27 protein-coding genes and 4 pseudogenes are annotated in these 21312 nt (G+C 41.1%); 29 read left to right on the forward strand and 2 right to left on the reverse strand.

The features are described from left to right. Positions 1-14 precede the first annotated feature (14 nt). From KGMB01110_RS15435 to KGMB01110_RS10270, 7 genes are all read left to right on the forward strand, one after another. Positions 15-1958 carry a hypothetical protein gene (locus KGMB01110_RS15435; RefSeq protein WP_119298188.1) on the forward strand — a complete coding sequence of 648 codons (1944 nt, stop codon included), beginning with the start codon at positions 15-17 and terminating at the stop codon, positions 1956-1958. 381 nt (positions 1959-2339) lie between these two features. Further along, entirely contained in the window at positions 2340-2915 is a 576-nt protein-coding gene (gene lexA, locus KGMB01110_RS10245) for a transcriptional repressor LexA (protein ID WP_015530046.1), read from the forward strand. Positions 2916-3046: 131 nt separating this feature from the next. After that, positions 3047-3238, forward strand: coding sequence for a hypothetical protein (locus KGMB01110_RS10250; protein ID WP_117603535.1), 192 nt, complete (start codon positions 3047-3049; stop codon positions 3236-3238). 297 nt (positions 3239-3535) lie between these two features. Next, a complete protein-coding gene (locus KGMB01110_RS10255; RefSeq protein WP_117603536.1) occupies positions 3536-3769 on the forward strand; it encodes a hypothetical protein in 234 nt (77 codons plus the stop codon). Between the two features lie 16 nt (positions 3770-3785). Beyond that, positions 3786-4106, forward strand: a complete 321-nt coding sequence (locus tag KGMB01110_RS10260; protein WP_119299180.1) for an HIRAN domain-containing protein — start codon at positions 3786-3788, stop codon at positions 4104-4106. Next, the gene (locus tag KGMB01110_RS10265) at positions 4106-4369 is read left to right on the forward strand and encodes a hypothetical protein (protein WP_117603537.1); all 264 of its coding nucleotides are present in this window, start codon (positions 4106-4108) and stop codon (positions 4367-4369) included. The genes KGMB01110_RS10260 and KGMB01110_RS10265 overlap by 1 nt, the downstream gene beginning before the upstream one ends. Positions 4370-4490: 121 nt before the next feature. Continuing rightward, positions 4491-5177, forward strand: a complete 687-nt coding sequence (locus tag KGMB01110_RS10270) for an SIMPL domain-containing protein (RefSeq protein WP_243112783.1) — start codon at positions 4491-4493, stop codon at positions 5175-5177. Between the two features lie 230 nt (positions 5178-5407). Here KGMB01110_RS10270 and KGMB01110_RS10280 read toward each other — a convergent pair whose 3' ends face one another. Further along, entirely contained in the window at positions 5408-5845 is a 438-nt protein-coding gene (locus tag KGMB01110_RS10280; protein WP_117603540.1) for a MerR family transcriptional regulator, read from the reverse strand. 130 nt (positions 5846-5975) lie between these two features. Between KGMB01110_RS10280 and KGMB01110_RS10285 the strand changes: the two are divergent. From KGMB01110_RS10285 to KGMB01110_RS10385, 22 genes and pseudogenes are all read left to right on the forward strand, one after another. Then, a pseudogene (locus KGMB01110_RS10285) lies at positions 5976-6970 on the forward strand (alpha/beta hydrolase). Further along, positions 6957-7532 carry a C-terminal helicase domain-containing protein gene (locus KGMB01110_RS16025; protein WP_330508127.1) on the forward strand — a complete coding sequence of 192 codons (576 nt, stop codon included), beginning with the start codon at positions 6957-6959 and terminating at the stop codon, positions 7530-7532. The pseudogene KGMB01110_RS10285 and the gene KGMB01110_RS16025 overlap by 14 nt, the downstream one beginning before the upstream one ends. Positions 7533-7650: 118 nt before the next feature. After that, on the forward strand, positions 7651-8139 hold the full coding sequence (locus KGMB01110_RS10295; protein ID WP_119298190.1) for a hypothetical protein: 489 nt from the start codon (positions 7651-7653) through the stop codon (positions 8137-8139). Positions 8140-8144: 5 nt separating this feature from the next. Beyond that, on the forward strand, positions 8145-8306 hold the full coding sequence (locus KGMB01110_RS14925) for a hypothetical protein (protein WP_156085440.1): 162 nt from the start codon (positions 8145-8147) through the stop codon (positions 8304-8306). A 131-nt stretch (positions 8307-8437) separates the two neighbouring features. Then, positions 8438-8686 carry a hypothetical protein gene (locus KGMB01110_RS10300; RefSeq protein WP_117603542.1) on the forward strand — a complete coding sequence of 83 codons (249 nt, stop codon included), beginning with the start codon at positions 8438-8440 and terminating at the stop codon, positions 8684-8686. Between the two features lie 58 nt (positions 8687-8744). Further along, a complete protein-coding gene (locus KGMB01110_RS10305; protein ID WP_117888584.1) occupies positions 8745-9248 on the forward strand; it encodes a hypothetical protein in 504 nt (167 codons plus the stop codon). A 137-nt stretch (positions 9249-9385) separates the two neighbouring features. Then, positions 9386-9880 (forward strand): annotated as a pseudogene (locus KGMB01110_RS15885) (NifB/NifX family molybdenum-iron cluster-binding protein); the annotation flags it as partial. A 191-nt stretch (positions 9881-10071) separates the two neighbouring features. After that, positions 10072-10281: a DUF6219 family protein gene (locus KGMB01110_RS10315; protein ID WP_117603543.1), complete on the forward strand. Its 210-nt coding sequence runs from the start codon at positions 10072-10074 to the stop codon at positions 10279-10281. 3 nt (positions 10282-10284) lie between these two features. Beyond that, positions 10285-10740, forward strand: coding sequence for a thioredoxin-dependent thiol peroxidase (gene bcp / locus KGMB01110_RS10320; protein ID WP_117603544.1), 456 nt, complete (start codon positions 10285-10287; stop codon positions 10738-10740). Further along, on the forward strand, positions 10740-11489 hold the full coding sequence (gene yaaA / locus KGMB01110_RS10325; protein WP_117603545.1) for a peroxide stress protein YaaA: 750 nt from the start codon (positions 10740-10742) through the stop codon (positions 11487-11489). Before bcp ends, yaaA begins: the two co-directional genes overlap by 1 nt. Before the next feature lie 51 nt (positions 11490-11540). Continuing rightward, positions 11541-11748 (forward strand): annotated as a pseudogene (locus tag KGMB01110_RS15890) (phosphohydrolase); the annotation flags it as partial. A gap of 84 nt (positions 11749-11832) precedes the next feature. Continuing rightward, positions 11833-12478 (forward strand): annotated as a pseudogene (locus tag KGMB01110_RS15165) (antitoxin VbhA family protein). 159 nt (positions 12479-12637) lie between these two features. After that, entirely contained in the window at positions 12638-12820 is a 183-nt protein-coding gene (locus KGMB01110_RS10345) for a hypothetical protein (protein ID WP_117603549.1), read from the forward strand. Positions 12821-13037: 217 nt separating this feature from the next. Next, positions 13038-13616: an NUDIX hydrolase gene (locus KGMB01110_RS10350; protein ID WP_243112785.1), complete on the forward strand. Its 579-nt coding sequence runs from the start codon at positions 13038-13040 to the stop codon at positions 13614-13616. 30 nt (positions 13617-13646) lie between these two features. Beyond that, the gene (locus tag KGMB01110_RS10355) at positions 13647-15272 is read left to right on the forward strand and encodes a collagen-like domain-containing protein (protein WP_119298191.1); all 1626 of its coding nucleotides are present in this window, start codon (positions 13647-13649) and stop codon (positions 15270-15272) included. A 21-nt stretch (positions 15273-15293) separates the two neighbouring features. Beyond that, complete coding sequence (locus tag KGMB01110_RS10360; RefSeq protein WP_117888581.1) at positions 15294-15704, forward strand: peptide deformylase; 411 nt, start codon at positions 15294-15296, stop codon at positions 15702-15704. A gap of 257 nt (positions 15705-15961) precedes the next feature. Continuing rightward, a complete protein-coding gene (locus KGMB01110_RS10365; protein ID WP_117603552.1) occupies positions 15962-16174 on the forward strand; it encodes a hypothetical protein in 213 nt (70 codons plus the stop codon). 243 nt (positions 16175-16417) lie between these two features. Further along, complete coding sequence (gene mscL, locus KGMB01110_RS10370; protein WP_119298192.1) at positions 16418-16825, forward strand: large conductance mechanosensitive channel protein MscL; 408 nt, start codon at positions 16418-16420, stop codon at positions 16823-16825. Between the two features lie 435 nt (positions 16826-17260). Further along, the gene (locus tag KGMB01110_RS10375) at positions 17261-17608 is read left to right on the forward strand and encodes an HIRAN domain-containing protein (RefSeq protein WP_117603554.1); all 348 of its coding nucleotides are present in this window, start codon (positions 17261-17263) and stop codon (positions 17606-17608) included. Positions 17609-17895: 287 nt separating this feature from the next. Further along, positions 17896-18045 carry a hypothetical protein gene (locus tag KGMB01110_RS14930; protein ID WP_156085441.1) on the forward strand — a complete coding sequence of 50 codons (150 nt, stop codon included), beginning with the start codon at positions 17896-17898 and terminating at the stop codon, positions 18043-18045. Further along, positions 18042-18236: a hypothetical protein gene (locus KGMB01110_RS10380; protein WP_117603555.1), complete on the forward strand. Its 195-nt coding sequence runs from the start codon at positions 18042-18044 to the stop codon at positions 18234-18236. Before KGMB01110_RS14930 ends, KGMB01110_RS10380 begins: the two co-directional genes overlap by 4 nt. Then, positions 18224-19186 carry a DMT family transporter gene (locus tag KGMB01110_RS10385; RefSeq protein ID WP_119298193.1) on the forward strand — a complete coding sequence of 321 codons (963 nt, stop codon included), beginning with the start codon at positions 18224-18226 and terminating at the stop codon, positions 19184-19186. The genes KGMB01110_RS10380 and KGMB01110_RS10385 overlap by 13 nt, the downstream gene beginning before the upstream one ends. A gap of 8 nt (positions 19187-19194) precedes the next feature. Here the strand turns inward: KGMB01110_RS10385 and KGMB01110_RS10390 are convergent, their stop codons facing one another. Then, complete coding sequence (locus KGMB01110_RS10390; protein ID WP_119298194.1) at positions 19195-21000, reverse strand: ABC-F family ATP-binding cassette domain-containing protein; 1806 nt, start codon at positions 20998-21000, stop codon at positions 19195-19197. Positions 21001-21312: the final 312 nt, after the last annotated feature.

The raw sequence follows: 21312 nt of genomic DNA on the forward strand, positions 1-21312 counted from the left end.
TTGGAGGAATAAAAATGAAGAAGAAACTTCTAAGCCTTCTGCTTGCGTTTTGCCTTATGATGGCACTTGTTCCGATGACAGCGTTTGCTGAAGGAACTTCAGTAGATAATTGGGACGGTACGGCAGATATAAGCTGGTACACCGACCATGAGACGGACACTGAATACCATTTCACCACTGCCGAACAGTTGGCCGGTTTAGCGCAGTTAGTCAATGACAAAACTGCATCTGTATCATTTGAAGGGAAAACGATTTACTTAGATAATGACCTCGACTTATCTGGCTCCCAGTGGACTCCCATTGGAAATGGTGACAACTTTGTCAGACATTTTGCTGGTACCTTTGATGGGCAACATCATAAAATCATGAATCTGTACCATCACTCTACAGGGGACGAACTTATTCGAAATGGACTTTTCGGAGTTGTTTCTGACGGTGGTACATTAAAGAATTTACTTGTTATAGACGCTGATATTGCCTCAAATGATGGTTCGTTACTTGCCGGCATTTTGGCAGATTGGGTCAATGGCGGCACCGTTGAAAACTGCTACACAAGCGGAAAAATAGAAAACAATGTTGGCAGCAAGTTCGTTGGTGGGCTGATTGGTCAATGCACTTGGAGTACACAGGTAAAAGGCTGTGGCTCAGACGCCACGGTTATCAGTACAGAGTCCAATGAAGATGATGTTGATACCGTTGGCGGGCTGATTGGTCAGTGGGAAAACTCTGCGGACAGCTCGTCGATTACCGATTGTTGGTTTGGCGGTTCTGTTTCCTGCAATAATATCTATTCAGCTGTAGGTGGTATTCTCGGTGCAAACTTTGAAAACTTCTCTGGGAACAAGCCTGGCGTAATAATCAAAAATTGCATAGTTGCAACAAAAAACATCACTGGCGCTGAGCCTGGCAATATCACTTGGATTACAGCTGTTGTAAATACCCATGTTACCGACTGCATTTGGCCGGATACCCCTCCTGATGGTGTAACGCTTGATGAAGAAGAATATCCTGATAATAAAGGCAATTACTTAGCCGTTGCTAAGCTGGTGGTTGATTGGGATGCAGGTACTGCGAGTGCCGACCCGACCTTTGACCAGTCATCGTGCGGCACTGCTGTCTCCAACTTCACCTCCGCAGATGTCCTTGCTGGCTTGCAAACCAATGCCGGTGCGGGCGTTGAATGGGTTGCCGGAATCGGTCATCCAACTTTTGTGTGGGATGACAATAACATCCCCGCTGATTACACAGCTGTCGATGCAGCCATCGCAAGGGCAACGGCTCTTGATAGCAGCCTTTATACAAATTATTCTGCGGTAGAAGATTCCATTAACTCTGTTGACCGAGCAAAAAGCAAAGCCCGGCAAACAGAGGTTGATGCAATGGCAAAGGCTATTGAAGATGCCATTGCTGCCCTGCAATACAAGGATGCAGATTACACAAAGGTAGATGCAGCCATTGCCAAAGCAAATGCACTGAACAAGGACAACTACAAGGACTTCACCGCCGTGGAAGCCGCTGTGAATGCTGTTGTCCGTGACAAGAATATCACTGAACAGAGCGAAGTTGATGCAATGGCGAAGGCTATTGAAGATGCCATTGCTGCCCTGCAATACAAGGATGCAGATTATACAAAGGTTGATGCAGCCATTGCCAAAGCAAATGCGCTAAACAAGAATGACTACAAGGATTTCTCCGGTGTGGAAGCTGCTGTCAAGGCTGTTGTCCGTGGTAAAAATATTACGGAGCAATCCGAAGTAGACAAGATGGCAAAGACTATCGAAGATGCGATTGCTGCTCTTGAGAAAAAAACTGCCAGTACCAAACCGGGAACATCCGATAAGAGTCCCCAGACCGGCGATACAAGCAACCTTGCACTGTGGATTGCCCTGTTGTTCATCAGCGGCGGTGCAGCCATTGGCACAACGGTTGTAAGCAGGAAGGAAAAGTACAACAGATAATTGAATAGCGTTTCCTTGCTCCATCTTCCGAGCAAGACAAAAGCGTCGTAGCAATACGGCGCTTTTGTCGGAGGGAGAAAATAGCGGATAGAATTATTTTGGAGGAATGAAAATGAAGAAGAAACTTCTCGGTAAGAATCCGGAACTTGTATTGTATAAGAAAAGATGAGAATAGAGAAAAATAGTAAGCCATTGGAGTTAATGATTTCAGTGCAAGCAAAGGAATTTTGAGGTGTTAGCAAATTGCGACACCTCTTTTCTTTTACGAAAAACCTACTTGAAAAATTTTTCGTATCAGGTATAATAAAACTATCGAAAGCAAACTGCTTCCGATAGAAAAGAAAGTGAGGTGCAGGTATGAGAAGCAAGAGTCCTGAACTTATGAGTGAAATAAAAAAGTATATCGAGGATTATTACCTGCAAAACAGACAATCCCCATCGACTACAAAAATTGCTGAAGCTGTTGGCATTGCCAGAGGTACGGCATATAAATACTTAGTAGAGATGGCTGAGAAGAATATGATTGAGTACGACGGGCAGGAGATTCGCACCAATGTGACCCGTAAGTACAGTGGCGAACAGACACAGACGCCGATTGTAGGTTCTATTCCTTGTGGCAGTCCTCAGTATGAGGAAGAAAATATTGAAGAATATGTATCACTTCCTACTGCTATTTTCGGCAAAGGAGATTTCTTTATATTAAGAGCAAGCGGTCAGTCTATGATTGAAGCAGGGATTGATGACGGCGACCTTGTGGTTGTTAAAAAGCAGGTAGAAGCCAATGAGGGCGATATAGTAGTTGCCCTTGTGGATAATCAGAATACATTGAAACGCTACTTCCGAGATGATGAGAATAAGAAAATCATTCTCCACCCGGAAAATAAGAAGATGAAAGACATCATTGTAGATGAGTGCTGTATTCAGGGTGTGGCTTGTCACATCATCAAAGAACTATAACAGAGGACAGACGAATGAGAACACTTGAAGGAATTCGCTATCTAATCAATTTGGATAGTGCGCAAATCAGCTGGAACAAGAAAACTTAACAGAGGAGGAAAGAAGGGACTTTTAGGGACTTTTCTGAAAAAATGATTGAAGAAGCTGATAAAATAACGGAATTATATTTACAGCAGCAGAAATTTCATGAGCGAGTGTTCAAGACGATTGGGGGAGTTGTAACATTAGCTTTGGGAGTGACGGTAACAATGTTAGGCTTAAAAGCAATTGGCAGCGATGAAGATTTACCTCAACTAGATGATGAGAATCAGAATGTTGCATAATAGCTTTATCTATAATTGAAAACAACAAGATGGAAAGGCTCAGGAAAAAGTATTCTGGGCCTTTTGTCTTAGAAGGATAGCAGTATAAAAGAGCAGGGATTTTTATACCCCACCTATTGATATACACTGTAACTATCAAAGAAGATTAAATCATAAACTTCAAAGAAATGGAGGAGTTGGCGATGAAAGGATTTAACACTGGTGATGGTTACATGGGATTGGTAGATGGTAAATATATCTTGTTTGCCAGTGAATCCGATTACTATGAATACATGAACGATTAAAGGAGGAGCTGCTATGAAAGGAATATTCGGAAGTATGTTTGATCTGAACCATGATGGAAATATTAGTCCACTGGAAAGCGCAATGGAATTTACTTTCCTAAATGAACTACTGAAAGACGATTCTGATGTACAGACGGAGTTAGAATTATCGGGACTGGATCCAGATGAGTTGGAGTTTATGGATGCAGATGAACGAAGAGAAGCACTGGAAGATGCCGGACTGGATCCGTATGAATATGATTTCTAAGGAAGGAACATTTACAATGGCAAAAGTATTTATCACACTGACAGGAACAAAACATTATTACGGAAATGATTTTCTTGAAAAGGGTACAAAGATCAGATTGGAGAAAGAGCCAGATAATGAGTATGACAAGGAAGCAATCAAAGTTACTTATGAAGGCCTTGGAAAAATCGGGTATGTGGCGAACAGTTCTTATACTGTTATTGGTGAGTCGATGAGTGCCGGACGTCTCTACGACAAGATTGGAGATGTTGCATATGCAAAGGTAATACTTGTTACATCAGCTGGGACAATCTGCAAAATTTGTAAAAAGAGTCTGGTAAAAGACGAGGAGCTATAATGAAAAACAAAGAGATATTGAAAAAAATCTATTATGAAAATAGAGCAATAAACAGAAATATTCAGTGTCTGGCTAATATCAGTTTAATTGGTTTACTTGCAAGGTCAGCAAAAAAAGCAAAAGAAAGCGATGATGAACAAGGAAAAAATCTTGCAAAAGCAGGGCTGCTCTTAGTAGTTATTTCGGAAGCCCTGATAATGATTAGTGATATTCTAGATCATCGGAAAATGAAAATCGAAGAGAAAATAGAAAAGTGTGAGTAAGGGAGAAGAAATGTATACAAAAGAACAGAATGAAGAAATAGAAAAAGTATGCCGAGTGTTTGATAGTTATATCAGAGAAAATCCATATTTCGATGTTGTCTGATCAGATAAACTGGGCTACATGAAAGGAAGATCAAAGATGATGAGAACAATTAAAGTTACGGGAAAAGGAAAAATAGCAGTAAAGCCGGATATGATCCGATTATATGTAAACAAGGAAGAACTTTGCCATGAATATGAAGATACTCTTCGCAGATCAACAGAAGATACAGAGTTGCTCAAGGATTTATTTGAAAAACTTGGATTTCAGAGAAAAGACCTTAAAACAGTATATTTTAATGTTGATACAGAATATGAAAGCTATCAGGACAGGGATAAGAGTAGGAAGCGAAGATTTGAGGGATATAAGTATATTCATCATATGAAAATAGAGTTTGCTTCTGATAACAAAAAGCTGGGACAGGTGCTATATGCTTTGGCACATAGTTCATTAAAACCGGAGTTTTCTATTGAATATACTGTAGCTGATGTAGAAAAATGTAAAAATGAGCTGTTACATAAAGCAATTGAGGATTCCATTCAAAAGGCACAGGTACTTACAACAGCAGCGAATGTGAAACTGGGTGAAATACAGGCGATTAATTATTCCTGGGGAGAGATAGATTTTGTAACAAAGCCAATGGACGAAATGAGATTAATGGAGTGTATGGAATGTGAAATGAGTGCACCGGCAGCATATGACCTAGATATTGAAGCAGACGATATAGATGTAACTGATACAGTAACTGTAGTCTGGGAAATCGCTTAGGAGGTTGATTGCATGTTGTCATCTATTTATTATGGGGAAATACAAAGTGACAAGTTGGTATCATGGAACGAGAATAAAGATCCATATAATATATTAGTTGAGAACAATCGAGTATATAAACTTGGAGGATGGGAATTTCTTGATATAGCCAATAAGCTTTTTGACAATGAAAATCCGTTTTTCTGTGCGCATACAAAATGTAATTGCCAGGCAGTTATGCCTGGCAGATTTTATTTGTGGGCTTTGCTATAAAGCTTTTGAATATCCTTTGGAAGATTATCAGGGAGCATTGCATTAATTCTATCTTCGTTGCCATCAGCCATTGCGGTATCGTAATACCAGCATTTGAATTCCAGCATGGCGAGAGTTTTTTCCAGCTGCTTGATTTCCTCTTTGACGGCAGCCTTTCGATACTCAAATAATTCTTTACGTTTTGCGTAGGTGGAAGCGCCGTCTGCAACCCATTCAAAAAACTGTTTTATATCCTTGATTTCAAGACCAGATCGTTTTAGGCACTCGATGATACGGAGGGCTTCGAGTTCGTTATCACTAAAGTATCGGATATTGCCTTTGCGTACAAGATTCGGGAAAAAGCCTTCTTTATCGTAATATCTCAAAGTTGAAATAGGGAGATGAAACATCTCGGATACCTGACCAATTGTGTACATAAAATACCTTCTTTCAAAATCACAGAATTTTTTCAAATAATTGCTTGACCTAAAGTAAGGTTTAGGTCTTATGATATGTATTATAAAGCATAAAGGCTTACTTTTCAATATTTTTTACGGAGGTATTACTATGAAGACAGAAGAACTGAAGATGGTTTCAGAGTGGGATAAGACCTTTCCCAAGAGTGAAAAGGTGGAGCATAAGAAGATTACATTTGTGAATCGGTATGGCATCACGCTTGCAGCGGACATGTATACGCCAAATAAGTAGAGGGAAAACTTCCAGCCATTGCAGTGAGCGGTCCATTCGGTGCGGTAAAGGAGCAGTGTTCCGGATTGTATGCACAGACAATGGCGGAAAGAGGATTCCTCACAATTGCGTTTGATCCCTCTTACACAGGAGAGAGCGGCGGTATGCCAAGATATATGGCATCGCCTGATATTAACACAGAGGATTTTATGGCGGCTGTTGACTTTCTTTCCGTACAGGATAACGTAGATGACGATAAAATTGGCATTATTGGTATCTGTGGCTGGGGTGGTATGGCGATTAACGCAGCAGCTCTTGATACAAGAATCAAGGCAACGGTTGCATCCACCATGTATGACATGACAAGAGTAAATGCCAACGGATATTTTGATTCAGAGGACAGTGAAGAAGCTCGATTCGCAAAGAAGCAGGCTATGAATGCCCTTAGAACGGAGGAATATAAAAAGGGTTCCTATTCCAGAGTTGGCGGATGTGCAGAGCTTCCGGTTTCTGCTGATGCACCATTCTTTGTAAAGGATTATAGCGAATATTATAAGGGAAGATGCTATCACGAAAGAAGCCTGAATTCCAATGAAGGATGGAACAGCATTGGCTGTCAGTCCTTTATGAATCAGCCGATTCTGACATACAGCAACGAAATCAGAAGCGCTGTGCTTATCGTGCTTGGGGAGAAAGCACACAGCTATTATTTCGGAAAAGACGCATACGAGGCTATGATCAGGGACAGCAAGTATGCTTCAAACAAGGAGCTTCTCACAATACCTAATGCAGTTCATACAGATCTTTATGATAACCTGGATGTCATTCCTTTCGACAAGATGCAGAAATTTTTTGAAGAGAATGGAGTGTGTTAATCATAGCAATGAACACACAGATATTTCCGCAGACAGAAAATACCTGATACTGATCTCGGATGGCTCCACCTATTTATACAGCAAGGACGGAAACTGGAGCAGCGAAAATCCGTTTTCAAGATCCTATTGCCCTGCAGACCCTTATAATGCGGTTGCCGGAGGCTTCTGGGATAATTCGATTTTCGAACCGAATAATCACCCTGATGTCAATGTAACGAGACCGCAGACTACATCTGACGTTACAGCATCCGGTTCAGTTGAGGGACGCACAACTTGTCCAAAATTAAAAAATGACCTGAATACGGTATTGACTTGTTTTTCGCCAATCTCAAAGGACAAAAAACTGTTAATGCCGGATGATAATACAGAAATTGATTTCCTTATTGCTACCGACTGTATTTCAGAAGGTCAGAACTTGCAGGATTGCGACTATCTGATAAATTATGATATACATTGGAATCCGGTTCGTATTATCCAGCGTTTCGGACGTATTGACCGTATCGGAAGTAAAAATAAGGTTATAATGCGGATGCATTTGAGGCTAGAGGCGGTGCTGATGTGAAGGTGGGGACAGCAAAGGAAGTACAGAAGGTAAGAGAAGATAAAGCCAGATAGTAATTGGGGCGTGGGATAAATATCATATGTAAGATGGTATAATTAAATAGATTGGAGGAGTGCTTATGTTGTCAACGCCATTAGGAGATATTGAAATATATATAGATAACGAAAAAGTGGAGTATACAGTAAAGAATATTGGTGCATCTGAGAGGTTATGTCCTGATATCAGTGGCAGATTTGGTATAGAAATATTATATGAGCCAGATGGAAAACAGCACACAATTTCGTGCAGAATAAAGAAATACCATGCATCGAGCAGAGATGAAATTGAACCAAGAGAACGTTTGGAATTAAAATCGTTCTATAGAGAAAATACTAAATTGTCGATAGGTATGGAAGGAGACGCAGGGTATTATTCTGATGGGACGAGAGACTCAGATGTCTATGATTATGATAATGACTATATGGAAGATGGCGTTTCATATCTGATTATGGAAGATACTAAGACAACAAAGTATGTATTTGGAATTGCGTGGATTGATAATGTAACAGTAGAAAATGATGTGCAGACATGGTATGGTGCAGATCCTACTTATTTTAGGAGGAAATAATTATATTGAAATTATTTGGAAAGAAAAACGAATTACAAGCTAGAGTAGAACAATTACCAGATGTAATTGAGGAAAATGAACTTTCACTAATTGAAATTAAGGATGAAAAAGTGATAAGCCGACTTAAAAGTGCAGTACCGCAGTTGGCATCAATGCAGGTGCATTAGCACGGGGGGCACAACTTGTAAATCAAGGCGTGTATCAGGCTATACTTCCAGCAGGTGCTAAACTTGTAAATTCACGGAATATGGAAGGAGCAGTTCGAGGCTTTTTTAGGCAAGGAAAGGTATTAACTCTTATGACACAGATAAAAAGAGCATCTGATTTTCAGACAGAAATATTGGAAGACAATAATTTGAGAAACGAAGAAATTCAGAGGCTTCAGACATTAGAAACTACATGCATGAATTTACTGAATCAAGCAAATGAGACAATATCTGATTTGTGTAGTAAAGAAGGAGTTTCATTTGAAAAATATGAAAACCTTATGAAGGAAGTATGGCTGATGAAGCACACAGAGGTCAATATGGACTTACCGAAACAGTAGACGCTAGCCGAAACTTGATGCAGTCAGCAAAGAAAAGACACTGGAAGTAACACTGGTGATGCCGGATTCGGAGAAGGGGACAGACGCAGTAGCAGAAACCCTGGATTACGATCATACGAAGTTAGAACTGGAAGAGGTAAAAATGGGAGATCCAAAATTGCAAGAGCCGGTGTTCAACGGCGATAATGGTAAATTTACAACGCTGATTAAATCAGAAACTATCCGGCAATCTGTTCATGCAGTGAAATTTGTGTTTAAAATAAAATCAGATGCAACGGGAGAGACCACGGTAAGGGTGAGTAAACTCGAAGTGGCTGATGCAGAAGATGTAAAGCAGACGTATGAAGATGTCAGCGTGAAAGCTGTGTTGGGAGACAAGCAGAAACCTTCAGAAGACAAGGATGATTCCTCAACAACGGACAAAGGGGATTCCTCTACAGCCGGAAAAAATGATTCGACATCCAGTGGATTAGCAAACGGAGGAGAGAAGGGAAAACGGACACAGCAGCCGGAAAGGCCGGTGCGGGAACCGGAGATATGGCTGCCACGCCGGTTTGGATAGCCGGGATAGCAGTGGGTGCCGGAGTGCTGACAGCTCTGAGGATACGAAAACGAAAAATAAAATAATACACAGAAAACCGGGAGGCTGTTCTGCAGGATGCAGACAGCCTCCTGCTTTATCTAAGCTAACTTCACTATTTCATAATCTGTGACGGTCAGAGCAGCGACTGCAGCTTTGGAGGATGTTACAAACAGGAGATTTACCAAAAATATGCAGTAGAAAAAGGAGAAGGTATCATGAGAATAGCAGTAACATATGAAAATGGACAGATTTTCCAACACTTTGGACACACAGAGACATTTAAGATTTACGATGTAGAGGAAGGAAAAGTGCTACATTCAGAAGTAGTAGATACGAATGGAAGCGGACATGGTGCATTGGCAGGAGTTCTTAATGCCTTAAATGCCGATGTTTTGATCTGCGGTGGAATCGGAGGAGGTGCTTAGACCGCATTAGCAGCAGGAATTAAGCTTTTCGGAGGAGTTTCAGGAGATGCAGATAAAGCGGTAGAAGCTTTTATCAATGAAACACTTGAGTATAATCCGGATGTGAAGTGTTCTTACCATGAGCACAACCATGGGGAAGGACATACATGTGGTGAGCATGGATGTGGAAACCATAGCTGTCATTAAGAAGAATAAAAAAATACAACACGAAAGGATGCGTCAAGGTAATGCAAGAATTATCATGATACATCCTTTTGTATTTGGATTGATTATTTTTCTTTTCCTGCTTGGCGAAAGTAATGGACGGAATGTATAATATTGTTAATGATCCAGAGATATTTATTTTGGAAACAGCTTAATCAATTTGGAGGTATAAAATGAAAGCACATAAATATTGGTCAACTGGAGCAATAGTTACAATGATTGGAACTTTTTATACAGGATATAAAGGGTTAAAAGCAGCACACAAATACTTTGCGTTTGGCTCTCTGATATGCTTGATTATGGCAGTCTATTCTGGTCATAAAATGATTTCTGGCAATAAGAGGACAAGAAAACAGATGGAATTGAAAGAAGTGGAGGAATAAAATATGTTAGAAGTAGGAAAAAAAGCACCGGACTTTGAATTGCCGGATCAGAATGGAGAAATGCATAAATTAAGCGATTATGCAGGAAAAAAAGTGATCTTATATTTTTATCCAAAGGATAATACACCAGGATGTACGAAGCAGGCATGTGGCTTTTCTGAGCGTTATCCACAGTTTACTGAGAAGGGAGCTGTTATTCTCGGAGTAAGCAAGGACTCTGTAGCGTCTCACAAGAGATTTGAAGAAAAATACGGACTGGCATTTACGCTATTAGCAGATCCGGAGCGTAAAGTTATTGAAGCATATGATGTCTGGAAAGAAAAGAAAAATTATGGAAAAGTATCTATGGGTGTAGTAAGAACTACATATCTTATTGATGAGCAGGGAATCATTATAAAGGCAAATGATAAAGTCAAGGCGGCAGATGATCCTGAAAATATGCTTAAGGAATTGTCATAATGAAGATTATTTTATCACCTGCAAAAAAGATGATTGTAGATACCGATAACTTAGCATCGGTTGAACTGCCTGTCTATATTGATAAGACAGCAGAAGTATTAAACTGGATGAAAAGCAAATCAAAAGAAGAACTGAAAGCTATCTGGAAATGTAATGACAAGATTGCAGAGCAGAACTTTAACAGATTGGAAAATATGGATCTTTATAACAGGCTTACTCCGGCTGTTTTAGCATATGAAGGGATTGCATTTCAATATATGGCACCATCTGTGTTTGAAATCCAGCAGTTTGAGTATTTGCAAAATCATTTAAGAATCTTGTCTGCGTTTTATGGCATTTTAAAACCAATGGATGGTGTGACTCCTTATCGTCTTGAAATGCAGGCAAAGGTTGGAATTGGAGATGCAAAAAATCTGTATGAGTACTGGGGAGAATTGTTATACCGCTCAGTAATCGATGACAGTAGGATTATCATTAATCTTGCATCAAAAGAATACTCAAAATGTATAGAAAGGTATCTGACACCACAGGACAGATATATTACGATTGTATTTTGTGAGTTATCCGGAGATAAATTGGTAACAAAAGGTACCTATGCCAAGATGGCTCGTGGTGAAATGGTCAGATTCATAGCGGAAAATAATATTGAAAATCCGGTGGAGATTCAGAAATTTGACAGACTCGGATATTCGTTTAGGTCTGATTTATCTTCAGATTCAGAATATGTATTTGAACGCAAAATAAAATAGTTATTCAGGTAAAAGATGCATATCCAACAATTGGAAAAGGAACTGTATGAATTACAAGATTTAGCCATGTGTGCTTTACTGCATGATAATGCTTTGACACAATATATTTCGGAAGAACTGAAAAAGGATTCCGTCATTTATTGTAAAAAAGATTTATCCGAGAAAAAACAAATCTTCATTGTATTTATGGTGAAAAAATATTACTAAAATTCCATTTAAAACAGATGTGTCAAATGTGATTTTGTATCATCATGAAAATGTATTGATATTTATCAGGCATTAACCGAGGACAGACCATATAATGCAGAATTGAATTATAAGACTATGAAGCGAGGTAGTGGATATGGAAAAAGACCCGTTTAAGGAATATTTGAGGGAGTCTGAACCGGATAAAGCTCATAAGGGTTATGCTTGGAGTACGGCAATCGGACTTCAGGCAGTGGACGGACTCAAACCATCGAAATATCTGATTGATACTGCCATTCAGAATATTGAAGGCAAAATCACGATGAAAGAAGCACAGAGTCTTATTGACAGCTACTATGAAAAAAGACCAGTGCATTTATAAACACGCCGGAAAGATTAGAGATTACAACATCACAAAGAAAGAATGGGTGCTTGATGGAGCAACCGTTATGTACGGTAGTGCGTCTGAACTGAGAGCTACACTTGAATACGATTTTTCGCAGGAAAAAGATTTTAGCTACAAAGGACTTTCGCACTTGTTTGTGCAAACTATACGAACCTGCAAAAAGGTATTCACGAAACAACAGAGTATCTGGAAGCATTTCTCAGTAAAAACGACGATTCATATCCATAGACTTTTTGAAAAGTTTGGTTTCGATGAGGTGTTTGGAAGAAGTGCAGTTATGGAACTTCTTGGGCTGAAAGGTTCAGGTGCTTCAAAACTTCTTTCCAATTTAGTGCAGGCAGATATTATTGAGCCAGTATCCGGTTACGGAAAAGGGAAATATAAATTCAAGAAGTAGTTTAGGTATTGTAAAATTTCCACTCGATGAGTGGAAATTTTGCTTATGAAAGAAGTTTGTGCAGATTGTCTGCATAAATTCAAAATAACTCAAAAATTTGACTTTTAACATTGATTAAGTTGAAATAAAATAAATTGAGTTAAAAGGAGAATGAGAAATATGCTTACAGATGAGAAAGAACCACCAAAGTTGACAGGGAAGTTTGTTTACTCCACGCAGCAGTTATTTTTATTTTATCTGTACAGTAAGAAAAAGCGATTGTATATTTCAGAAGCCGGAAAAGTACTTCCATTGTTTTATCTTTTGGAGATACAAACGATGAGAGAATTGAAGAAGCAGTAGATGAATTGCAGGAAAGAAAGTTGCAGGAGTAAATAATTAATGTTTACAGTGAAAATAATGAATGAGTTTATTCATAGTCCACTCTGGCTTTATGATGAGTTAGTTCCAAAGGAAAAGAAAATCTCATTTTTCAGAAGTTCTATGTTATGATGAAAGAAATACTCGGAAAAGAATCTTCATTGAATGGAAGAAAGAATAAAGGAAGTGAGAATCCAAAATGAGTCATAAGATGAGTCGGCAGGAACTGATGGAGCAGATTGCAAATTATATTCCCTATAATGAGCAGGAAGAAAGGGATCAGAATCTGATTTTAAACTGGATTGAGGAGCAGGAGAATGCATTTTCAAGAGAAAATAAGATGGCACATATGACGGCATCGGCATGGGTGGTGAATCCGGAGCGGAACAAAGTGCTGATGGTCTATCATAATATTTATGATTCCTGGTCTTGGCTGGGAGGACATGCAGATGGAGAGACGGATTTGTTGACGGTGGCACTTCGTGAAGTAAAGGAAGAGGCCGGAATTTCAAAGGTACGTCCGGTGTCGGAGGACATATTTTCTCTCGAATCTCTGACCGTGGATGGTCATGTGAAAAAAGGAACCTACGTGTCCAGTCATTTACATCTGAATGTGACGTATTTGTTGGAGGCAGATCCGGAAGAAACACTGTCGGTCAAAGCAGATGAGAATAGCGGTGTTGCCTGGTTTTCACCGGAAGAAGCGTTGGCGCGATCCACGGAACCATGGTTTGTGAAACGGGTGTATACAAAGCTGATCGAGAAAATGAAAGCGTAAAGAAATCTAAAGGAAAAGGAGGAAAACGGAATGAGAAATCGAAAGATATTTGCAACATTTCTTATAGCAGCGACTTGTCTGGCCATTTTTGCAGGGTGTGGCAAGAAAGATGAGACAGAGAAAGGAAAGCAGCAGGAAGAAAAAACGACGGAAGCCACTGCTGGTGAGAAAGAAGACAAAATTTCGAATACACTGGAAGTAAGAAATAACGGGGACGCAATTCAGTGGAGGGCTGACAGTCAGGACAGTTGGAATGATCTGGTAAAACTGACAGAGTTAAAAGGTGCAGACGGACAGGATGGCACAAACGGCAAAAACGGAGTGAATGGAACCAACAGTAAAAATGTGGAAATTAGAAAAGAAGCCTCTTATATTCAATGGAGATATGCCGGAGGCTCCTGGAAAAATCTTGTGGCATTGTCTTCTCTTGCCGGCTCATCCGGTCAAAATGGAGAGAATGTGGAACTGCAAATGACGGACTCAGAGATTCAGTGGCGTTATCCGGACGGAGAGTGGAAGAAACTGGTGGCATTAGCTGATATTACCGGTCCGGCGGGGCAGGACGGAAGCGATGGGACGGATGGAAAAACGGCAGAATTTCAGGTGGACGGAGATACATTACAGTGGAGATATAGGGGAGAAAGTGTGTGGCTGAACCTGTATGATCTGACGACATTAAAAGGTGCAGACGGAAGTGATGGCCAGGATGGAACTGACGGGAAAGACGGAGCCGACGGACAGAATGGAGTCGATGGCAAGACTGTAGAGGTCAGAAAGACGGATTCGGCAGTGCAATGGCGGTATGAAGGCGAAGAGTGGCAGGATTTGGTAGCACTTTCTGATATTACCGGCCCGGCGGGACAGGATGGAAGCGATGGAATTGACGGAAAAACAGCAGAATTCCGTGTGGACGGAGATCATTTGCAGTGGAGATATAGGGGAGAAAGTGTGTGGCTGAACCTGTATGATCTGACGACATTAAAAGGTGCAGACGGAAGTGATGGCCAGGATGGAACTGACGGAAAAGACGGAGTCAACGGCACGAATGGAAAAGATGGTACAAACGGAATAGATGGAAAAACCCCGGAGATTCGGGTCGATGGAAATACCTTGCAGTGGAGATATACCGGAGAGTCCAACTGGCAAGATCTGTATGATTTGTCCGCGTTGAAAGGTGCAGATGGTGTAAATGGTGCCGACGGACAAAACGGAACTTGTTCTGGATATTTTTATGCTCAGGGAAACAGCACGCAACTAAACAGTACCCTTCCATTCAATGCACAGATAAACAGTGGGAATCTGGTTACATATAACGGAAGTCAGGGAACCATCACATTAAAACAAGGACACGTATATCAGGTATCTTTTAGCGGTTCTATTGCATTAGGTGCCACGCAGTCCAATCAGTCCTTTGGAGCCGCGATTACTGATGGATATGATAATACGCAGAGCATGAATAGCACACTGATTCGTGGAAATTTTGGTCAGTCAGGGGGCAATTCAGATATGTCCATACAGGTACCGATGACCTATAACAGGCTGTACGATGCAACAAATGGCGATATTGTGCTTCAATACACATTGATCAATTATATGCTGGTTTATACAAAAGTAGATTCCTTTCAGTATAATCTTATGATAACTGCATTAAACTAAAGTACAAGAGGAAAGAAAATTATGGTTCGAAATATTATAAGGGGGAAGCAGATTTTTGCAAGGAAGGCAAAACCTGCGACCGAAACGGATAAACAGGTTGTAACAGATCTGATCGACACACTGCGGGCAAATCAGGAGAGATGTGTCGGCATGGCGGCCAATATGATCGGGGTCAACAAGGCGATTATTGTGGTCGGAGTAGGGCCGTTCCAGTTTGCGATGGTCAATCCGGTCATTACCAGAAAAACGGGAGAATACCGGACGGAGGAAGGGTGCCTTTCGCTGGATGGAGTCAGGCCTTGCACCAGATATGAAGAGATTGAAGTGGATTATCTGGACAGTCAGTTCAGACCGCAACATGGGAAATACAGTGGATATACGGCTCAGATTATCCAGCATGAAGTGGACCACTGCAATGGAGTTATCATATGAGTTGGAAGAGTCGACATATTTTTGATGGAGAGAATCATACCATCAGTGGCTTGTATGTAGATGAGAGTGCAGAAACTGTCATGTCAGCGGAACCGTAACCGGAAGTGAGCAGATCGGAGGAATGTTCGGCGAAGCGTCGGAGTTGTCCTTGGTTATAGTGCAAGAAGAAAAAGAGGCTAAGATAGAGAAATAAGAGGGAATAAAAACAGGAATTCTACACATGTTACGGATATAGTATGTGTGAGGAGGTTCCTGTGATGGAAAAGCGAAAAACGAAAAAAGAACTGGCAGAGGAAAATCAGAAGGTAATCGATTCTTATGACTATCTTTCTAATGCAGTATCTACCATGGATTGTACGGGACTGATTCCGTCTGCACCGAAAAATACAGCGGAATTAGATTCCTATGAAGAGGTCTATCGTTATCTTCCGCCGGAAGTGAAATCTGAGGATGAGAAGAAAGGAAAATGAGAAATTCTCTGGTATGGAATGGAACAAACTTGGGAGAGAGAAAAGTATCAGAATAATCGTGAAGAACAGAAAATAATAGAAAGGGCTCTCGTATGAAAATGTACGGGGCTCTTTTTGGTGTCAAGTATACGAAAAAAGGATTTATAGGGGGAAGATGTTGAAATGAAATAAAAGGTTGTAGTATGATGAAAAAAATAAGTAATCCATAAGAGAATATGGGAAAACAAAGGATCGAGAAAACAAATGAAAAAATTTATGGAAGAATTTAAGGCATTTGCCCTTCGCGGAAACGTGATGGATATGGCAATTGGTGTTATCATAGGTGGTGCATTTTCTGGAATCGTTACATCCTTGACAGATAATTTTATTACACCGATCTTAAATGTACTGACCGGCGGAGCAAGATATGGAATGGCTGATATTTCCGGATTTGCGTCCAATTTCCTTGGCGCAGTCGTTAATTTTATCATCATGGCATTTATCCTGTTCTGCTTGATGAAAGGAATCAATAAATTGTTAACTTTGAATAAGAAGGAAGAAGAACCGAAAGAACCGACAACAAAGATCTGTCCATATTGCCAGAGTGAGATCAGTATTAATGCGACAAGATGTCCGCACTGCACCTCGTTGTTAGAGGAAGCAAAAATGTAGGTTTTGGCAGCTGAAAAATTAGATATGTTTTATATGTCATTATAAAAGAGCTTTCGTGCAAAAGGCACGGAGGCTCTTTTTGCATTTTGCGACTGCATGCAATTCCACAATATGCCTTCAGGTACATTTGATGTGTTGATGGCATATTTATAACCCACCTTCTGATGTATCTTATAACTATCAAAGGGATAAAACGAAAACATGATAGAAACTGAGCAGAAATGGAGGAAATGATCATGAAAGGATTTTACACAGGAAATGGATACATGGGACTGGTGGAAGGCAGATATATCTTGTTTGCCAGTGAAACCGATTATTATGATTACATGAACGACTAAATTTGAAAGAAGAAAGAGAACGGAAGTTTAAGAATTGGATGCTATTAGGAAATACAAATGATCAATATCAAAAAGAAAATGGAAAGGAGAACAAAAGATGGCAAAGAAGTATTTTACATTAACAGGAACAAAGCACTATTACGGGAGCAATTTTTTGAAGCCAGGAATGAAAGTGCAGTTGGAAAAAGAGCCAGATAACGAGTTTGATCCGGAAGCGATTTTGGTAAAACTGAACGGACTTGGAAAGATCGGTTATGTGGCAAACAGTCCTTACACGATAGTCGGCGAGAGTATGAGTGCCGGCCGGATCTACGATAAAATAAAGGACACGGCAAAAGGAAAAGTTGTACTGGTTACAGAAAGAGGGATTCTTTGCAAGTTGTGTAAAGAGAAGAAAACGGAGCAGGAGTGGATGGACGATCCGGATTGTCTGAGTTTTACATAGAAATAAAGAAACTATGTAATAAGAGAATATGCAACTAGGAGAATATGTAATGATGTAATTATGCTTAGTTAGAGTTATTTTATGCAATATAAAAATTAATTGGTCGATATTGCCTTTTCTCTTTAAATACGTATAATAAAGATAAGCAAATCTTGATCCTCTGTTTTTAGCTGACAAAGCTAAAGCTATCGGATCAAATACTTTGATCGACAAGATCGCTCTGAATTATCAGAGCAGGGTATGGTTAGCGCCTTACCCTTTTTTCATTTTTGTTTGGATAGTAAGGAGTGGCGCTCGATTGTGTTACAGAATATTTTGAAAATTATAGTAATTCTGAAGCTACAGAAGTAGTATATCTGGCAGATGTAGATCTGCCGGGACTGGAATGGGATACGATACCAATCATGCAGGAGGATAGAAAGGAGAAATTGATATGAGCGAGATGGTAATACGGCTTGGGGAATGGGATTTTGAAGAACTGGAAAATGGCGGCAACCTGACGATTGAACTGAACGAGCCTTTGGACTGCAAAAAAGTGACCAGAATTAAAATACAGAATGAATCTGTTACAGAGTACAGTCACAGTGTGAAGATACAGAAGACTTGGGAGGAAGAATGGGAAGAATAGAAAGAAAACAAAGGCTGACAAAGACCTGGGTTGTGGCGGCGTTGGCCAGTGTGTGCTGTATGTTATGGGGAAGTGCCATCCCTGTGATAAAAACAGGATATCACCTGTTAAGCCTGGATTCTGCAGATACGGCGAGTCAGATTGTATTTGCAGGGATTCGATTTACGCTGGCAGGGCTGCTGGTGTTAGTATTTGCCTCGGTGCAGAAGAAAAAGGCGATGTTGCCGGATCGAAAGATTTTAAAATCTGCCTGTCTGGTTTGCCTGGCGCAGACGGTGGGACAATATTTTTTCTTCTATATCGGAGTCGCAAATACATCCGGTGTGAAAAGCGGAATTCTGACCGGATTAGGAAATTTTATCGCCATTTTACTGGCATGCCTGATTTTTAAAAACGAAAGGATGACGGGAAGAAAGCTGTTGGGATGCATCTTGGGATTTGCCGGAGTGGTGGTTATTAATCTGATGGGAAATTCGCTGGATATGGGCTTTACTTTATTGGGAGAGGGCTGTGTGTTGATTTCTCAGTTTGCCTATGGAATGTCCACGGTGTTGATTCATATTTTTTCGAAGGAAGTATCACCGGTCGTACTGAGTGGGACACAGTTTTTTATAGGAGGGATCCTACTGTTTCTGATCGGAATTGGTATGGGTGGACATCTGGAGCATCTGTCAGGACCGGCAATCGCAGTGATCTTATATCTGGCATTCTTGTCAGCGGTGGCATATACGTTGTGGTCGGTATTGCTGACGTATAATGACGTTTCAAAAGTGGCAATCTTTGGATTCGTTAATCCGTTGTTCAGCGTGATTTTATCGGCTATCGTGTTAGGAGAAGTGCAGCAGGCGTTTCAGATCGGAAGCCTGATCGCGCTGATTCTGGTATGTGTGGGAATTTATGTGGTGAACGCGCCGGAGAAAAAGCGGAAGAATAAGGAGCAGAAACAGTAGTTTGCTGCTCATTGATTCTGTATCTGCTCATTCAGATCGTTCAGATAGACCCAGCGATCCATCTTTTCTTCCAGTTGCTGCTCCAGCAACTCTTTTTCTGCCATCAGTTCGGCAAGTCTTGCGGAATTGGTGGCATTTTTCAGAATGTCTGCGTCCGCAGCTTCGATTTTTTCTTCCAAAGCGGCGATATCGTCGTCGATGGTCTCGAATTCCCGCTGTTCTTTAAAGGAGAATTTCAGCTTTTTCTCTCCGCCCTTCCAACTCTTTTTTGAGTCGGCTTTACGCTCGTCCTTTTTAACGGAAGCTGGGAGTTCTTCTTCCGGTTTCTCCAGTTCCAGTCGGATCAGGTAATCGGAGTAACCGCCTTCAGACTGGCGGATCACACCGTTTCCTTCGAACGCGAAGATTCTTCGTACCGTACGATCCAGAAAATAACGGTCATGGGAAACGACAATGACAATTCCGTCGAATCGATCCAGATAATCTTCCAGAATGGTTAGGGTCTGGATATCCAGATCGTTGGTGGGCTCGTCCAGGATCAGTACATTGGGCGCACTCATCAATACCCGGAGCAGATAGAGTCGCCGTTTCTCGCCACCGGAGAGTTTCTCGATTTTTGACCACTGCATCGTGCCGTCGAAGAGAAAATTTTCCAGCATCTGTGCAGCCGTAATTTTGCCGTCAGAGGTGGTGATATATTCGCCCACTTCTTTGACATAATCGATGACTTTTAACGACTCATCCATATATTCATTTTCCTGAGAAAAGTAGCCGATCTTAATGGTCTGGCCCACATCCACAGAACCAGTGTCCGGTTCCAGAATCCCGTCGATGATCTTTAATAGGGTAGATTTGCCGCAGCCGTTCGGGCCGATGATTCCGATTCGGTCATTTTTTAGGAAAATGTAGTTATAATCCTGAATCAGGACTTTGGAACCATAGGCTTTGGAGATATGGGAAAGCTCGATGGTCTTATTGCCCATACGGGTCACGACGGAGTCCATGGCAACCTGCTTCTCTTCCTGAATATCTTTCATTTCCTGCATGGCTTTGATCCGGTCGATATGGGCTTTCTGCTTGGTACTTCGGGCACGGGCTCCGCGGTGCAGCCATTCCAGCTCTGTTCGAAGCAGGTTTTTCCGTTTCTTCTCGGTGGCCAGTGCAATATTCTGGCGTTCTTCTTTCAGACGGACAAATTCAGAATAATTTCCCGGATAGTGATACAGAGCGCCCTGATCCACTTCTACGATCCGGTTGGAGACGCGGTCCAGGAAATAACGGTCATGGGTGACCATCAAAATGGCGCCGCGGAACTGGATCAGATAATCCTCCAGCCATTCGGACATGGCGTTATCCAGGTGGTTGGTGGGCTCGTCTAAAACCAGAATATCAGCGGGAGTCAGAAGAGCTTTGACCAGAGCAATCCGCTTCTTCTGCCCACCGGACATATGAGACACTTTTTCTTCATAGTCTGTGAAACCAAGCTGATTCAGCATGGATCTGGCATCGGCTTCGATCGTCCACTGATTCAGTTCGTCGATATTTCCGGCAATGGCAGCGGATAAAACCGTGTCATCTTCGGCAAACTGGGGAGTCTGGGGAAGATAGGAGATCTTGACATGATTTCCCATGCTGATTTTCCCGGAATCATAGGGCTCGATTCCGGCTGCTACCTTCAGAAGTGTGGATTTGCCCATTCCATTGATGCCGATCACACCGATTTTTTCGTTTTCGTTGATACTAAATGCCACATCGTTTAATAAAATCCGGTCGGTATAGGATTTGGTGATGTGTTCCATGGTTAATAAATTCATAGAGATACCATTCTTTCTGTATGTTTCGTGTATTTATGAGTTGTTTTTCTCGCAAATTTTCTGAATAATTTCGCATATATTTTCTAACATATTCTAACATATCTTTATCGGATTGGCATCCGTTTCCGGGAAAATGTCGGTTGCGAATGTCTGCGATTGCGCAGAAGCGGATGAAAAGGAGTGTGTCGCATCCTAGGGTCGTTGGCTCTGAAAGCTTGCTCTGTAAAATGCAGGGGAAGGAATGGGGAACGATTGCTTTGGCAGGAATAGCAAAAATGTGTATAATACAAGGGAAGAGAAAAACGGAAAACA

The organism is Mediterraneibacter butyricigenes (genome assembly GCF_003574295.1).
GTDB classification, from domain to species: Bacteria; Bacillota; Clostridia; order Lachnospirales; family Lachnospiraceae; genus Mediterraneibacter_A; species Mediterraneibacter_A butyricigenes.

What these genes read in the sequence shown, in the direction of transcription:
- KGMB01110_RS10365 (WP_117603552.1), top strand. Translation starts at nt 15,962, where the DNA reads ATGGAAAAGCGAAAAACGAAAAAAGAACTGGCAGAGGAAAATCAGAAG.
- KGMB01110_RS10270 (WP_243112783.1), top strand. Translation starts at nt 4,491, where the DNA reads ATGAAAGGAAGATCAAAGATGATGAGAACAATTAAAGTTACGGGAAAA.
- KGMB01110_RS10250 (WP_117603535.1), top strand. Translation starts at nt 3,047, where the DNA reads ATGATTGAAGAAGCTGATAAAATAACGGAATTATATTTACAGCAGCAG.
- KGMB01110_RS10345 (WP_117603549.1), top strand. Translation starts at nt 12,638, where the DNA reads ATGCTTACAGATGAGAAAGAACCACCAAAGTTGACAGGGAAGTTTGTT.
- bcp (WP_117603544.1), top strand. Translation starts at nt 10,285, where the DNA reads ATGTTAGAAGTAGGAAAAAAAGCACCGGACTTTGAATTGCCGGATCAG.
- KGMB01110_RS10355 (WP_119298191.1), top strand. Translation starts at nt 13,647, where the DNA reads ATGAGAAATCGAAAGATATTTGCAACATTTCTTATAGCAGCGACTTGT.
- KGMB01110_RS10385 (WP_119298193.1), top strand. Translation starts at nt 18,224, where the DNA reads ATGGGAAGAATAGAAAGAAAACAAAGGCTGACAAAGACCTGGGTTGTG.
- KGMB01110_RS10390 (WP_119298194.1), bottom strand. Translation starts at nt 21,000, where the DNA reads ATGAATTTATTAACCATGGAACACATCACCAAATCCTATACCGACCGG.
- lexA (WP_015530046.1), top strand. Translation starts at nt 2,340, where the DNA reads ATGAGTGAAATAAAAAAGTATATCGAGGATTATTACCTGCAAAACAGA.
- KGMB01110_RS15435 (WP_119298188.1), top strand. Translation starts at nt 15, where the DNA reads ATGAAGAAGAAACTTCTAAGCCTTCTGCTTGCGTTTTGCCTTATGATG.
- KGMB01110_RS10360 (WP_117888581.1), top strand. Translation starts at nt 15,294, where the DNA reads ATGGTTCGAAATATTATAAGGGGGAAGCAGATTTTTGCAAGGAAGGCA.
- KGMB01110_RS10380 (WP_117603555.1), top strand. Translation starts at nt 18,042, where the DNA reads ATGAGCGAGATGGTAATACGGCTTGGGGAATGGGATTTTGAAGAACTG.
- KGMB01110_RS10375 (WP_117603554.1), top strand. Translation starts at nt 17,261, where the DNA reads ATGGCAAAGAAGTATTTTACATTAACAGGAACAAAGCACTATTACGGG.
- KGMB01110_RS10255 (WP_117603536.1), top strand. Translation starts at nt 3,536, where the DNA reads ATGAAAGGAATATTCGGAAGTATGTTTGATCTGAACCATGATGGAAAT.
- KGMB01110_RS10260 (WP_119299180.1), top strand. Translation starts at nt 3,786, where the DNA reads ATGGCAAAAGTATTTATCACACTGACAGGAACAAAACATTATTACGGA.
- KGMB01110_RS16025 (WP_330508127.1), top strand. Translation starts at nt 6,957, where the DNA reads ATGGAGTGTGTTAATCATAGCAATGAACACACAGATATTTCCGCAGAC.
- KGMB01110_RS10305 (WP_117888584.1), top strand. Translation starts at nt 8,745, where the DNA reads ATGCCGGATTCGGAGAAGGGGACAGACGCAGTAGCAGAAACCCTGGAT.
- KGMB01110_RS10265 (WP_117603537.1), top strand. Translation starts at nt 4,106, where the DNA reads ATGAAAAACAAAGAGATATTGAAAAAAATCTATTATGAAAATAGAGCA.
- KGMB01110_RS10295 (WP_119298190.1), top strand. Translation starts at nt 7,651, where the DNA reads ATGTTGTCAACGCCATTAGGAGATATTGAAATATATATAGATAACGAA.
- KGMB01110_RS10300 (WP_117603542.1), top strand. Translation starts at nt 8,438, where the DNA reads ATGACACAGATAAAAAGAGCATCTGATTTTCAGACAGAAATATTGGAA.
- mscL (WP_119298192.1), top strand. Translation starts at nt 16,418, where the DNA reads ATGAAAAAATTTATGGAAGAATTTAAGGCATTTGCCCTTCGCGGAAAC.
- yaaA (WP_117603545.1), top strand. Translation starts at nt 10,740, where the DNA reads ATGAAGATTATTTTATCACCTGCAAAAAAGATGATTGTAGATACCGAT.
- KGMB01110_RS10315 (WP_117603543.1), top strand. Translation starts at nt 10,072, where the DNA reads ATGAAAGCACATAAATATTGGTCAACTGGAGCAATAGTTACAATGATT.
- KGMB01110_RS10350 (WP_243112785.1), top strand. Translation starts at nt 13,038, where the DNA reads ATGAGTCATAAGATGAGTCGGCAGGAACTGATGGAGCAGATTGCAAAT.
- KGMB01110_RS10280 (WP_117603540.1), bottom strand. Translation starts at nt 5,845, where the DNA reads ATGTACACAATTGGTCAGGTATCCGAGATGTTTCATCTCCCTATTTCA.